General features: G+C 64.7%; 2 protein-coding genes. Both read right to left on the bottom strand.

The features are described from left to right. Positions 1-80 precede the first annotated feature (80 nt). A complete protein-coding gene (locus tag KME82_RS05590) occupies positions 81-653 on the bottom strand; it encodes a hypothetical protein (protein WP_215497648.1) in 573 nt (190 codons plus the stop codon). Continuing rightward, the gene (locus tag KME82_RS05585) at positions 634-15543 is read right to left on the bottom strand and encodes a putative Ig domain-containing protein (RefSeq protein WP_215497647.1); all 14910 of its coding nucleotides are present in this window, start codon (positions 15541-15543) and stop codon (positions 634-636) included. The genes KME82_RS05590 and KME82_RS05585 overlap by 20 nt, the downstream gene beginning before the upstream one ends. Positions 15544-15660 lie beyond the last annotated feature (117 nt).

The raw sequence follows: 15660 nt of genomic DNA, 5'->3' as shown, positions 1-15660 counted from the left end.
AAGTTCAAAATAGGGGTCAGAGTGCACTTTCTAAGAAAAGTCCACTCTGACCCCTCTTTACTCCTCCTAGACCCATGCTTCTAATCGCCCATATGAGCTGCCGCTTCTTTGTTGCCATCCTTCCATGCCACCACGGCCAGCAAGATCGAAGGAACGCCAATAAGCGGCCCGACAACAAAAGCCAAGAAAGTCCCGTCGCCTCCTGCTTTGGACAGCAAAGCACCGCCGCTCACGAGAAGTGTTGTGACCATTGGATACACGTACCGCTCCCATTGTGGTTTCAATCTTGCTGTCAATCCGACCAGTGTCAGCCCGATTAGAACAAGCCCCAAGGACGCAAGCCCCCTGAACACACCGCTATCTACGCATGCCAAGATAAAAATCGCTGCATAAAAGAGCGCAATCGCCGCGTAAAGCGTTGAGATTCCCCATTTGCACCATGTCAGCGTGTCCTTGCGAAGTTTCAAAAGCCGCCAACCTATAAAAACAGAAAATAAAACACCGAAGGCTGCAATGAAGAACCATTCGGTGGCCCGCGGCGTCACGGGATCAGTCAATGCAACCACCATAGAAAGAGCCAGAATCAGCCCGATCAAAATAATCTGATAAGGCAGCTTCTCGGAAAAGGAGTATTCATCGGCCCTTATATGCATCTCGACTGCCCGCCCAGGTATATCCCTTTTCAATGGCGACGCTGGTCAGGATACCTACACCGAACCCCACACCAAAGCCGATCGCGGTTCCGAACCCAGGAACCATGGAGCCAATAAATGCTCCGGCAGCGGCGCCGGTCGCACCAGAAACTATAGCCTTATTGAGATCCAGGTAGGCATCCGCCGCAAAGTCACGAACCGTGTCACCGCCTTCATTAACACCTTTAACACCTTTATCGTTACCGTAGTAATTGGCCAGGCCATATTGCAGTCCGGTACCCAGGACTGACAGCAACGGAGCACTCTTAGCGCCCTCTACGAGCCCCATGCGAGCAATGGTTCCAAGAGGCAGCTTGGCATTGGCGATAGTCGCCGTCGCCGTCGTAATTACTGCCGGTCTTAGAGGAGACACTTTGCCATTACTCATGATCCCGGTGACAACCGGTCTGTTACCAGTGGCGTTCGGATTGACATACACCGTGTTGGTCATTCGGCCTTGGCTCGTGTTCAACTCGCTCACATTGATCCGGACCGAGGTTCCTGCCTGAATTTCCGACACTCGGCCAGCGCTCATGATGGCAGTCACCGCCGGCCTAGTGTGTGTTGGATTCGGGTTGATGAGTATCGTATTCGTCAATTGAACGCGGTTGGTGCTGAATTCACTCACGGTGACTGCGACACTAGCCGCGTTGTTGACTACTTGCAGCGCACCTTTAGTGGCCGCCCTGAGAGCAACAACTTTCTCCATCACATCGCGCAACGTAGTCGGCGCGCTCTGTACACCGATCGACTCGCTCAAGTAAGGACTGGACTCAGCGATCGCATTCCACTTTGTATAGAAATCTTTGCCGAATTGCTGATCCTGGATTGTATTACTTAAGCCAAAGGTGCTTACGGCCTGGGGAGCGGTCACCATCACAGGCGCAGCGGATCGGTTGTCGCTGTAAGCGTTCACCCACGGCGCAGATATCCCGAGATATGTGGGGTTTGGCGGCGCCGTTACCGTTATTGTTTCAAGCTTCGGTATCGATTCATCCAACTGGCCATTGAATATCGGAGCATAATCTTTCTCTAAGGCGGCGAGCTCCTCGTAACTTATGTTCGGGCCAAGTGGCTGATCGAACAGCGCATTGAGTTTGGCTACGCGATCAGCTTTGCTTGCTCCCATAAGGGCATCAAGGCGCGCCTCATAGCTAGATACATCCTCACCTGCAGCCCGGATCTGATCGATCTCATGCTGCATCTGACCGAACATAGCCAAGTCTTCGGCTGTTTTAGCAAGAGGCCCATCGACCTCCATGATTTCCAAGCGCGCACCGTCTGTCGACATGATGTCCGGCGGCCCTAGCCTATTCGTCGAGCCATCCGAGGCAGCTGTTGCGTATGGATAGCGCTCAAGGAACGATTTGGCCTGATCCTGACCAACGCCGCGCTTGTAGGAGTTGATCATCCCGGTGACCGCAGCGTTCGCCAACGCGTTCCCAAACGCGTCTACGAGCATCCGCCCCCAATCCTGCTTGCCCTCGCCCATCAGGCGTTGCGTGGTCGCTTGCACCGCCGAATCCGCAAACCCTCTGGCAGTCTGGTTGAGTATTCCTTTGATGGCTCCTCTGCCTCGAATTTGAGGAGTGCGCTGCAAAACAGGCTCGGTCACGTAAGCGGTGATTGCCGTTGCAGCGATGTTCTTCCAGGAGAAGTCAGTGCTCTGCCCGGTGACTGCTTTGCCTACAACTGAAGCGCCATAGTTCAACACTCCGCTCGCGACGCGCCCCAGTCCGGTATTTACCATCCGGCCCGCGCTATTTATTTTGGACAGCGCTGGAAGAGTCTGCAAATAGGAGCCGACACCCGCTGTTATGCCCGCGGTTATTCCATCGGCAGCTACTTGCCTCCAGCTAAAGGAACTCACCCCCATGACACTGCCGATACCTTGGCTGACAGCACTTCCCGCCGCCACTGCCAAACCCATCGTTACGCCGGCCGCCAATGCGCCAGTGCCCAAAAAACCTTGCACGACGGGCGCAATGTATGGCGCAACAATCGCAACGACAATCATCGCGACAACTGCGAGGATCATGCCTACTGCGCCGCAATGGCCCTTCGGCGGCGGCGGAATATACGGAAGGCTCGGCGTAGTCGACCCGATCGCATCCGCCGGGTTGTACGGCTTGAACGTATTCGCGTCGTTGCCGCTCACCGTCGCATTCGGCGCAATCAGCTGCGTGCCCGCCGCCAGTTCCTGATCGGGGTTGCCCAGGCCGTTGGCGTTGGCGAGCACGTACCACATCTGGTCGCTGCCGTAGACGCGCTTGGCCATTTCGCGCAGGGTTTCGCCGGGCACCGCGGATACCAGGTTGCCGCCGCCGGCTTCGTAGTTGCCGCGACCGCTCAGGCTCTGAATCTGATCGGTGTAGTACAGCGTCTGATCGGCCCGCGCTATCGCGAAGCCCTGCTTCAGTTCGGCTTGCTGCTGCCCGCCGGCATGCACCAGCAGGTAGTTGCCCGGGCCGAATTCGCCGTTCTGGGTGAATACGTTGTTGCTGAGCGACCCCTCACGACGCGTCTGCACGCTGCCGTCGCCGTTGTAGCCGTAATAGCGCATGCGGTCGTCGATCGAACCGTTCTTGAGCGGCGTGACTTCGCGCTGCGACATCAGCCGGCCGAACGCGTCGTAGCTCAGGGTGTTGGTGGTGGTGCGGTAGTTGTTGTCGCTGCTGGTGCCGGTGACGCTGCCCTGCAGGTAGCTTTCCCAACCCACGTAGGTGCTGGTGTAGGTGTGGATGTAACCCTTGCCGGAAATGCTGTAGCGCATCAGGCGACCCGCCGCGTCGTAGCCGGACGTGACCGAGCCGTCGGCGGGAAGGCGGTAATCGGCGTTGCTCTCGAGCTCCAGCACGCCGAGGTTGGTAATTTGGTCGCCGCCGGCGAAGCGGACCCAATCGGGCTGGCTGGTGTTGCGCTGCCGCGTCTCTTGATACATCAGCCGGCCATCGGCGTCGTATAGGTAGTCCTCCGAACTCATCAGCCAGCCGCCGTAGTAAAAGCGCTGGTAGAACTCGTCATTCTCGGTATCGCCGGAGGTGTGATCCCAAAACTCCGAAGCGCCGAAGTAGCTGCGCGTCCCGGTCAGGCGGTTATTGGCGTCGTAGGTCAGGACTTTGCGCACGCCGTTTTCGCGCGTCTCCGGGGGGCCGATGACCTGTTCCCAATATTCGACGGTGCGGTTTCCGCGCAGATCGAAGTCGAACCGCTCCAGCCACAGGTTGTAGACGCCTGGGCCGCCGCTGGGCCGCAGGTTGATGCGGGTGACCGCGCGTCCACCGGCGTCGTAGACGAGTTCGTAGGAGTCTTCGCCGTAGGACACCAACTGGATCTGGCCGTTGACCATTTGGCCGTTGTTGATCTTGATCCGGTTCTCGGCGTCGTAGGTGTACCAGAACTCCTTGACCTGGGTCGGCACCGGACCGGCGCTGGCGGCGGCCGCGGTCGCCGACATGGTGTTGGCGGCGGGCGATTGCAGTTGCTCCGACGATGTTTCCGCGCCGCTCTCGGCGAGCACGGACGCACCCATTTCGAAGGTGTTCGCGTCCGCCGCGACCACCGACACCGGATTGGGCAGACTCGTCGGGTCGGTAGGATTGCCGGGATCGTAGTGGTCGTAAGTCGTATGCACATAGAACGTCAGGTCGACGTACGCGCCGCTCGGATCCTGCGCGCGCATGATGATGCGCTCGGTGATCGTCTGCCCGGGTGGATAGCCGCCCAGGATATGGCCGTACTGAGGCGAGTAGCTGTAGCTGAGCCAGCCGGGCAGTTCGACGAACGAGTACGTCAGCGGATTGCCGTCCGGATCGATGAAGATGTCGCCCGGGAAGGACATATCCTGGCGCTCCACGAGCCAACGGTTGGTCGAGTAGAACTCGCCGCCGGGAATGGGACGCGCGGGATTGATCTGCGGCGCGCGGTTCGGTGGCGGCGCGGCGTTGACGGTGATGACGAAATAGGTCGACGCCGACGCGCCGTACGGGTCGGTGCCGACCACGGTGACGCCGTAGCTTCCGGCCGTGCTCGGCGTGCCGACGATCTGCGCGTTCGCGTTCAACCACAGACCCGGCGGCAGGCCGGTCGCGGTGTAGCTCACCGGGTCGTAGTTCGCGTCGCTGAACGGCGGCAGCGAGTAGCTCCAGTTCACGCCGACGCCGGCGCTCTGGTTAGGAATGCTCGACGCCACCGGCGCGGCGTTGCCGCGTGTGTGCAGCACGAACGAAGTCGCGGTGCGGCCGCCGTATTCGTCGGTCGCGATGTAGATGACGTTGAGCGGTTCGGAGCTGGCCTGAGTGAGCGTGCCCGATATCGTCCGCGTCGCCGCATCGAAGCTCAGCCCGGGCGGAAGATTGGCCACGGCGTAGGGAACCACGCCGTAGGTCATCGCATCGCCGTCGGCATCGGTGAACGCCGGCAACTGATACCAGTAGTAATGGCCGATCACCGCCGGCGGCGGATAGATCGAGGCTGGCGCGGTCGGATTGCTGTTGCCGCTGCGCAAGGTCACGCTCAGCGTGGTGGTGCGGCTGGCGCCTTCGGGATCGGTCGCGGTGAACGCGATGGTGTAGTTGGTTCCGCCGACGGCGGAATCGGGCACGCGCCCGATCAGGCGAATTTCGTCGCGCCCCTGAATGCGCACGCGCTGGAACGTCATCCATGCGGGCAGACCGGACGCGACGATCTCGAGCGGATCGCCGTCGGCATCGGAGAAGGCCGCCGATACGCCCAGGCTCCAGTTGAAATCGCGACCGACCATCGCGGTCTTCGGCGGCAACGGCGCCGGACCGCCGGGTGCGTTGTTGGGCGCGACGATGATCTGCACGGTCTTGATTTCCGCGCCGCCCATCTCGTCGGTCGCGCGCACCGTGAACGTATAGGTGCCGGTCTGGGCCACGCCGCTCAAACGCAGGGCGCCTGGGTTGTTGGCGTCCAGCGACATCCACGCCGGCACCGCGCCGGGGTTGTCGAGGCTCAGGCGCAGGCGATCGCCGACATCGAGGTCGTAGAACAGATCGGTCGCCAGCAGATCCTTGTTCCAGGCCTGGCCGGTCTTGATCCGTATCGTTTCCACCGCGTCGTTGTGACGCTGCGGGCGCGCATTCGCACTGACCGACAAACTGAAGCTGGTGGCGATCTGCTTGGTGGGCTGATGGGTCTCGTACGCGGTCAGCCGGATCGTCAACGCCTGGTCGGGCAGGTTGGCCGGCGGGTTGGCGGTGAAGGTGATGCGCCCGGTGCTGGCGTCGCGTTGCACGCTCAGCCATGCCGGCAGTGCGCTGCCGTCGGCGAGGGTGATCTGCAAGGTCAGCGGGTCTTGTTCCGCGTCGCGGAATATGTCGCTGAACAACAAGGTGAATTGCGAGGTCATGCCGCGACGCAACGAGCGCGGGGCCGGCGCCTGGGTGACGGTCGGCGCGTTGTTGGTCACCTCGATGCCGCCGGCGTCCGGTCCGTACGCCGCGGCGGCCTTGACGCGGCGACGGTTGCCGACCGCATCGTAGCTGTAGCTCATGTCGAACACGCGCTTGCCGCTGGCCAGATCGTCCTGGACGACGCGCGCGATGCGGTTTTGGCTGTCGTACCAAGTGCGGGTGACGGTACGCACGGCCAGACCGCCGCCGTCGGTGGTGTTCACTTCCTCCACGGTTCGATTGCCGGCGGCGTCGTACTCGTAGCGATAGGTCGGCGCGGCGCCGTTCTCGTGCAGCGCCTTGACGCGGCCGTCGGCGTAGTACGTGGTGAAGCGGTACGAATACGCGGCCGGGCCGCCGGACTGGCTCTCGGCGGTGAGCTGGCCCGTGATCGGGTCGTAGGCGTAGTCGAAATCGCGGCCGCTGAGGTTGTTGTGATCGATCAAGCGCCCGTAGACGTCGTAGTTCCATGACAACTCGTCCACGCGCACCGATTCGCCATCGCGATCGGTGAGGGTCGATGAGCCCGACCGTGCGTTGGTCTCGAGGATCTTGCGGCCCTGCACGTCGTAGGCATAGCCGGTCACCACCCCGGCCGCGGTTTGCGAGCGCAGCAGCAAATGGCGGCTATCGAAGTCGTACAGCGCCTGCTTGTTGAGCGCATCGGTCACCACGATGCGATCGCCGTTCTGATTGAGCCAGTAGCGCTGCAATGCGGTGCGGGTGCGTCCGCCGGCGCCGTTGGCGAGGTAGTCGCCGATCTCGACCAGGCGACCGAGCGCGTCGTAGTCCTTGTAGGTCAGATAACCCAACGGATTCTGGGTGATGCGCTGGTTGCCCAGCGCGTCGTAGGCGAACAGCGTCGCCTGGCCGAGCGCGTCCTTCGAGGAAACCATACGACCGACCGCATCGTACTGGTTGGTGCGAGTGTTGCCGTTGGCGTCGCGGGTGCCGATCAGGCGGCCGAGCGCATCGTAGAACCAGTAGTTGATCGGACGCAGCCAACTGCTTTGGCCGGTGTCCGAAACCACTTCGACCAGCGGCCGCTCGTCGCGCGTGACTTGATTGGATTCGTTGTAGCGGTAGTTGGTCTGGTAACCGCGCGCGTCGATCACTTCCAGCACGTTGCCCCAGCGATCCAGACGCTGCTGCACGCTCAGGGTGGCATTGGGATCGGTGGTGTTCGACGGCAGGCGGGTGGCGGTGGTGCGGCCCAAACGATCGGTGGTGTTGAACGTGGTGGCGTCGACGCTCTGGCGGCCACCGCCGGTCTGGCCGTCGCTGATGACGACCACATGCGGTTCGCGTACCTGATGACCGGCCAGGTTGTAGCCGAAGTTCCGCGCGCCGAAGTTTTCGTTGGAGGTGATCAGGCGCCCGGCGGCGTCGTAGGCATAATTCAGGCTGCCTTGCAGGCCGGCATAAGTCTTCTGGACGATTTCGCCGAAGGCGTTATAGACCACGGCCTCGGACAGATCGGTGCTGGAACCGCCACCGTTGATCAGATCGCGGGTCTGGCCCACGCCGGTCTGGCGCCCGGCCTTGTCGTAGCTGTACCACGTATGCACGCGAACATCGCGGCTGGCCTGGGTGCCGCTCAGCACATACCAGCGGTGGCTGACGTTGTCGGCGGCGTCGTAGTCGGTATAGGCGGTGTCGCCGTTGGTCGCCGAGGTGGCGACCGCGCGGCCCTGCCAGTCGTAGCGCACGCGTTCGATCTGGTCCTTGTTGGCGTCCTCGACCACTTGGCCGGCGGCGTTCTTGCCGCTGGCGAAGCGGCGGGTCAGCACGAGGTTGCCGAACGCGTCGTAGATCATCCCGGTGTACGGCGATGCATCCGCATAGACGTTCGGATGATTCAGATCGTAGCCGGTGTTCTGCGCCAGGATGCCGAAGGTGCCGTCGTTGATGACCTTGCGGGTCGGCTCGGTGACGCTGACGGCATGGCCCAGGGCGTCGTACTCGGTCGAGGTGGTGCCCGCGTCGTTGATGATCTGGGTGACCCGGTCCGCGCCGTCGTAGCGGAACTGGGTGACGACATCGCGAACACCCGAGCTGCCGTCGTTGCGCTGGAAGTGGCGCACCACGCTTTCCGATATTTTCCGGCCGAGCGCATCGAAGCCCAGACGGGTGATGCGGTCGTAGCCACTGATCTCATCGCCGGCCGACGGCAGCGCCGGCGGCGCGGCGGTGCTCAAGCCGCCCGTCCAGACCGCCTTGGCGTACTCGATGCTTTCGACCACCTCGCCGGTGGCGTTGTAGCGCGCGCGGGTGACGTAGCCCTCCGCATCGACCGTCATCGTCACTCGGCCAACCAGGTCGTAATAGGTGTAGGTGTCGGCCCAGCGTGCGTCGGCCTGACCCGCGGTGCCTTCGAGCAGGATCGATTCCTTGACCTTGTTGCCGAAGCCGTCGTACTCGATCCGCACGGTCGGCGATCCGGTCGCGGCGGCGCCGGTCGAGGTGTAATAGGCGATCTGGGCCTGTTCGATCTGCACGGCGAGGCCGCGCTGGTCGTAACGCGTGGCGATGGTGCGGTCGGACGCGGAGGTCGCGGCGGCGGCTTGCATCTGCGCCATCGACAGCGGCTGGCCTGGAGTCCAGCCGGCCAAGGCTCCGATGTTCAAGGCCTGCGCGTGGCGGCGCAGATTGGTCTGCTGGCCGAAGCCGTCGTAGCTGTAGGCGGTGACGTAGTTTTCCTGATCGACGTCGTAGGCCAGTCGGCCCAGGTTGTCGTAGATCTTGTAGCTGTAGTTGCCGCGCACGTCCTTCTGCGCCACGGCGCGGCCGAGCGCGTCGTAGGTGATCTCGATGGTCGGCTGAATCCCGGAGACAACCAGTTGCTTGCTGTCGGGATCGATCTTGCCGGCATCGGGGAAGATCGTGCGGATCTGATTGCCGCGGTTGTCGTATTCGTAACGGGTAATGCGAGGACGCGCGCCATCGGCATCTTCGAGGCGACGGGTGACGTTGCCGAGCGCGTCGTACTCGGTGCGGGTGACGACCCGGCGCACGCCATAGCTCTGGGTGCCGGCGGCGTCGACGTTGGCGATCCAGACGTCCGGGCTGATTTCGGCGGTGCGGCGGCCGGCGGCGTCGTATTCGTAATTCCAGACATGCCCGTTCTTGTTGCGCAGCGCGGTGACCTGGCTCAGCGGGTTGTAGGTGTACTCCTCATACTGGTTGAGCGCGTCGGTGACGCGCAGTACACGGCCCATCGCGTCGTAGGTCGTCGTGGTCGTGCGCACCTCGGCGATGGCCGCCACCGCGGCGGCGACCGCCGCGTCGTTCATCGGCGTGGAGATCGAGATATACCCGCCATAGCGACGGGTCTCCACGACCCGGCCGGCGCCATCAAAGCGTTGTTCGTTGACCGCGCCGAGATCGTCGACGGTGAAGCGCACGCGGCCGGCGGCGTCGAAGACGTACTGGGTGGAGCGGTAACGATCGGCGGTGGCGTAGGCGCCCGCCGCGTTCAGCGCGGTGCCGACATCGGCCGGTGTCGCCACCGGGCCGAGTGCGATCGGCACGGCGTACTGATACTGCGCGGTGACCCGGCCGGCGCCGTCATAGCGGCGCTCGCTGACCAGGTAGGTGCTGGCGCTGTTCTGCACCAGGGTGTAGCGCTCGCGGCCCGCCGCGTCGTAGATATGACGCACGACCGCATCGGCGGCGTTGTTGACCGGCGTGACCGCGGCGATATCGGCGACGCTCGCGGTGCCAGCGACCAGCTTGGCCAGCAGCGGTGCGGCGATGGTCGCGGCCTGGGCGTGGCGGCGCTCCTGCACGACGCGGCCTGCGGCGTCGTAGCTGCGCGTGCTGACGTAGCCGGCGCCGTCGATGGTGGCGGCGATGCGGCCGGCGCTGTCGTAGACCTGGTAGCTGCGCAGGTCGCGCGCGTCGTTGGCGATCGCCGCGACGCGGTCGCGCACCATGCCCATCGCGGCCGGATCGCCAGCGATGAGCTTGGACTTGAAGGTCGCGTCGGTGTTGACCACGATCGCGGTCGCGTACGCGCGCGTGCCGACCGGGCGGCCGGCGCTGTCGTACAGGATTTCGACCACCGAGCCGTTGCCGTCGACGGTGTAACGCGCGCGACCGGCGCCGTCGTAGCTGGTGTAGGTGACCAGGTCGGTCTCGTTGAACACGGCAACGACATCCACCACGTCCTGCGGCGAGGCCGTACCGGCGACCAGCTTGGCGCGCAGGGTCGGGTTGAGCTGGGCCGCGTGCGCGTAACGCTTATGCACGGTCTGGCGACCGGCGGCGTCGTAGACGTAGGAGATCACCGTGCCGGCGTTGTCGACGGTGGTGCGCAACTCGCCGAGCGTGGTGAACACCTGGTAGGTGACCAGATCGCGCACGCGGTCGGTGGCGGTGTCGTTGCGCAGCGCGTCGAGGTTGAAATCGCTCAGCTGCGCCGTGCCGGCGAACAACTTGTTGAGCATGGTCGTGCCGAAATCCGGCCACAGCGCCGCGTAGTTGCGGATCACCGAGACCCGGCCGGCAGCGTCGTAGGTGAATTCCTGGATCGTGCCGATCGTGCTCAACACCAGCCGCGCACGGCCGTCGCGGTCGTAGACGGTGTAGCTGCCCGGGTCGGTCGAGCCCCATGCGAGACGTCCATCGAGCTGCGCGATGGTGGTGGTGTCGGTCAGCGTCGACGCGTCGGTGGCGATGATGAAGGTGCGCGTAGCGACGACACGACCGTTCACGTCGCGCCAGTTGCGCGTCATCACCCCGAGCGGATCGACCGTATAGATCATCCGGTCGGCTTCGTCGTAATAGAACCGGGTGACGTTGCCGGTCGCGTCGGTGCGGCGCACGACGTTGTCGTTGGCGTCGTAGGCATAACTCGTGATCAGGTTCAGGCCGGACGGATCGAGGCGTTCGGCGGTGCGGCGGCCGAGGGCGTCGTAGTCGTACTGGATCGTGCGCGCCTGGGCGGTGCCGGCGCCTTCGGTCACGGTGATCTGCCGGCCCAGCGCGTCGTAGGTGTAGGCCGTGCGCAGGTTCAAACCGGCCGGGTCCAATGCGACCTGGGTCAGGCGGCCTTCGCGGTCGTAGCTGTAGGCGGTCTTGCGGCCGCTGGCATCGGTGACTTCGCTCTGGCGGCCTTGGCCGTCGTAGCGGTAGGTCGTGGTCAGCGCGAGACCCGCGGGATCTTCGATCCGTTGCAGCAGGCGGCCGACCGCGTCGTAGCGCAGCTCGACCCGGCGCCCGGTGCGGTCGACCGTGGCGCTGAGCAAGCCGCGTGCGTCGTATTCGTTGGAATCGGCGCGGCCGAGCGCGTCGGTGGTGCTCTTGAGGTTGCCGTCGCGGTCGTAGAGGTAGCTGGTGTTGGCGACGGTGCCGCCCGGCAAGGGCGTGGCGACGTTGACCTGCTGGCCGTGGCGATTGAAGGTCGTGGTCACGCTCACGCCTTCGGGCGTGGTGACCGTGGTGGTGCGGTTGGCGGTGTCGTAGGCGCTGGTGGTGGTGCGGCCCATCGCGTCGGTGACGCTGAGCACGCGGCCGTAGGCGTCGTAGCTGGTGCTGACCACTTCTTCGCGATTAAGCACGGTTTGACGCGCCGTCAGCTGGCGGCCGAGGCGGTCGTAGCTGTAGGTCGTGGCGATGCCGCGCGCATCGACGGCCGTGGTCACGCGGCCGAAGGCGTCGTAGGTCCAGCCTTGCGCACGCGCGACCGCGCTGCCGACGCCCTCGCGGCGTGCCGTGGCCAGGCCGCGGCGGTCGTAGTCGGTCTCGACGGTCAACGCGGCAGGAGAACCGAACGCCGAAATTTCACGGATGCGTTCGCCGAACGCGTTGTAGGTGTAGCGCGTCGCCGCGTTCTCGGCGTCGACGCTGCCGACGACCTGGCCGCGATGGTTGTAGCTGACGCTGCGCCGGCTGTCGCTGCCGGCGACATAGGCCAGCGTGGTGATCGCGCTGGCGACGCTGTCGCGACTGCCCGCGGTGGCCAGGGTGATGCGGCCGGTGTAGGCGGTGGTCTCGATCGCTTCGCCGAAGGCGTTGTAGCGGGTCTCGACGACTTCGCCCTGCGCGTTGGCCACGCCGCTGGCGCTGGCGACGCCCTTGACCGTGAAGGTCGGGCGGCCGCTGGCGTCGTAGAAGTACCAGGTCTTGTTGCCGGCCGCGTCGATGCTCTCGCTGCGCTGGCCCAGGCTGTTGTAGCTGTGGCGCACGCCGTACTGGGCGTACAGCGCGTCGAGCTGGGCTTCGGTCATGCCCGGCAATACGCGTGCGGCGCCCTCGCCGTGCAGTTCGCCGATGAGTTCGCCGAACACGTTGTAGCGCATGCGGCCTTCGCGCACTTCCGTGGTGTCGGCGGCGACTTCGCTGCGGATCGGGTTGCCCTGGGCGTCGTAGGTGTAGCGGGTGACGGTGCCTTCGGGGTTTTGTTCGGCGATGACCCGACCGGCGCTGTCGTAACTGATGCGGGTTTCGCGCACGCCACCGGCCGCGGCCGATGCACGCAGCGTCGCCAACGATTCGTTGCCGCTCAGGCCGCCGAGCTTGAGCGCATAGGCCTTGCTCGCGCGTTGCAGGTGCTTGGTGTCGTGGACGTATTCGGTCAGATAGCCTTCGGCGTCGAGCGTCGCCACGAGGTTGCCGCGGCCGTCGTAGAACCAGCGCGTGGTCTGGTCGTTGCCCGAACTCGCCGGACGCAGATCGTTCAATCCACCGTTGGCCTGCTGCGCCGCCGCAGTCACGGTGGCGTAGGCGACGCTGCGAATGCGCCGGCCGGCGAGGTCGTAGCTGTATTCGGTCAGGTAGCCTTCGGCATCCAGGCGCCCGGTCTGGCGACCTTGGGCGTCGTAGAAATAGCGGGTGACGCGCGCGGTCGCCGCGGTGCCGGCGGCATCGGTGGTGCGCGTGTGCAGCAGGCGGTTGGCGCCGTCGTAGCTGTAGGTGGTGATCGCGCCTTCTGCATCGGTTTGGGTAACGACGCGGCCCAGCGCGTCGTAGCTGGTCGAGGTGCCGCGATCGTCGGCGGAGGTGGCCGGGCGCGCGTCCTCGATCAGGTCGTATACGTAAATGCCTGCGATCATTGCGCCCGGGCGAAAGAGGCCCAGACTTTGCGGCCCCGTCGATCCGCTTGTGCCGCCGCCCGGATTGCCGGGGCCCGTATCGCCGGGGCCTCCTGGTTCGCCCGAACCGCCGTCTTGCCACGACGCAGGGTTCACCCGCGTTGCGTACCGTTTTGTCTGGGTGATGCGCCCGAGCGGATCGCGCACGAATTCGGTTACCGCGCCGGTCTCGTCGACCTGGCCGGACAACTGCCCCTCGGCGTCGTAGAAGAAATAGGTGCGGGCGCCACCGCTGTTCTCCGACGCGCGCAGGCGGCCGGTGCTGTCGTAGTAGTTGCGCGACTCGCGCACGCCGCCCGACGTGCCGGACACCGCGCTTTCCTTGACATAGATCAAGCGCCCGGCGGCGTCGCGCTGCTCGCTGCGGATGCGGTCGTTGCTCGGGTCGTTGTCGCCGACCACGCCGCCTTCGATGATGGTGTGCGACAGGCCCTGCGAGTCCTGATAGACCCAGGTCCGCGACTGGATCGTCACGCCCTTTTCGACCACGCGCTCGGAAACCAATCGGCCCAGGCCGTCGTAGGCGTAGATCGTCTGGAACGCGCCTTCGGCGCTGGTGCGGTTCTTCAACAGCAAGCGGCCGCGTTCGTCGTACCGGTAGCCTTCGTAGATCAAGGCATCGGTTTCGATGCCTTCGCCGGCGGCGTCGACACTCGCGAATACCCGCTGGGTCCGGCCTTGCGCGGCGGGATAGGAGTACGTCGTCAGGATGCTGTTGGCCTTGCGCGCCGTGGTCGCCCACGCCTCTAGCCCGGCCAGCGTGTAGGCGCCGCCGTAGCTGTCGCCCAGGTACTGGCGTTGCCTGGACAACTGGCCGATGCCCAGGCCACTGGTGTGGTACTCCTGCTCGCTGACTTCGCCGGCGGCGTTGACGACGAAGCGCAGGCGGCCCTGGGCGTCGTAGAGATAATTCGTGGTCAGCCCGCCGCTGGGTTGTCCGGCCCCGGGGCCGTCGGCATCCAGGCCGGTGAAGACGGTTTCGCTGGCCAGCTGGTTGTTGGCGGTATAGGTGCGCTGCACCGCGCGCGCGCTGGTGCTGCTGCCGCTCTGCACCCGCTCCCATTGCCAGGTGAGGTTGCCGTTGGCGTCGTAGGCGTAGTCGGTCTGGGCCTGCACCAGGCCGCCGTACTTGGTCGATACGCGGGTGACATTGCCGGCGGCATCGTAGGTATAGGTGGTGGTTTCGCGCAGTCCGTCGACCGCGGGTTGGCGGACTTCGGTCAGCTGGCCGGCGGCATCGTAGACATACGTCCATGTGCGGCCGGACGAATCGGACACGCTGGTGGTGGTGGCGCTGTCGTAGCTGAAGCTCAGGGTCTGGCCGAGACCGTCGCCGTCGTTGGTGTTGGTGTCGCCGCGGGTGACGCTCTTGATCCGGTTCTGCGCGTCGTAGGTGTAGCTGGTGACGGTGCCGTCGCTTTGCTCGACCCGCGAGATCAACAGGCTGGTCGCATCGGTGTAGCTGTAGGTGGTCTTGAACAGGTAGCCGTCGTTGGAGCCGGCCGCGGCGGTCCATTGATCGTGATCGGGGGCGCTGCCCGAACTGTCGGGCTGGGTGCCGCGCGGGGTCAGGTCGACGATCACCGAGGCCAGGCGACCGGCGCTGTCGTAGGAATACCAGGCGCGTCCACCGGCGAGCGCCCGGCCGTCGGAATACGGATCGCTGGCCATGCTGGCCAGGCGGCCGTTGGCGTCGTAGGTGAAGACCAGGCGGCCGCCGTAGGCGTCCTGTGCCTGCGGTGTGATTTCCGCGATCCGCCCGTTGGCGTCGTACAGCACGTCCCAGACCTGGGGTTGCGCGCCGTCGCTGAGCGGATTGCGCAACTGGGTCAGGCGCCCCTTGAGGGTGGCGCTGGCGTGGTCGGCGTAACGTTCCTGCTGGCGCGTGCTGCCCTCGGTGTAGGTCCAGGCCGACGTCGCGGCGTCCCAGCTCAGGCTGTCGTGGGCACCGTCGCCGGTGGTCGAGACATAGGTCGCGTTGCCGGCGTAAGTGAAGTCCTGGTACGAACCATCGCCGGTATGCCGGCGCATGACGCTGCCGGCGCTGTTGAGGCTGCCCGAGAGCAGTTCGACCCGGCGCTCGAACCCGGTGACCCACGCGTCCGCGCCGACCTGGGCCAGTTGCCCGCGGCTGTTGTAGGTGCGGTTGAAGCCGACCAGCATGCCGCGCGACAGGACCTGATCGTCCTGGCTTTGCAGCAGCAGGTTGCCGGTGGCGACATTGACGAACTGATTGTCCTGACCCTGACCCAGGCGGGCTCCGCCGCCCAACCCCATTCCGATCTGGCTCGCCGAGCTGTTGAACAGCCCCAGACCATTCCCTGAAATTACTGCCGCCATTGCCCGCGCTCCCGAGTGATCGGGCCGCCCGGCTTCGGGCGACCTCTCTAAGAGCACTAATCCGGCACGCCGGAAGATTGTTTAGGGCACAGCGGCGGCGTTTTTCTGAACTGGGCG

The sequence above is a fragment of the Lysobacter capsici genome, from assembly GCF_018732085.1.
GTDB lineage: Bacteria > Pseudomonadota > Gammaproteobacteria > Xanthomonadales > Xanthomonadaceae > Lysobacter > Lysobacter capsici_A.
This window is presented reverse-complemented; position numbering and strand designations above follow the sequence as displayed.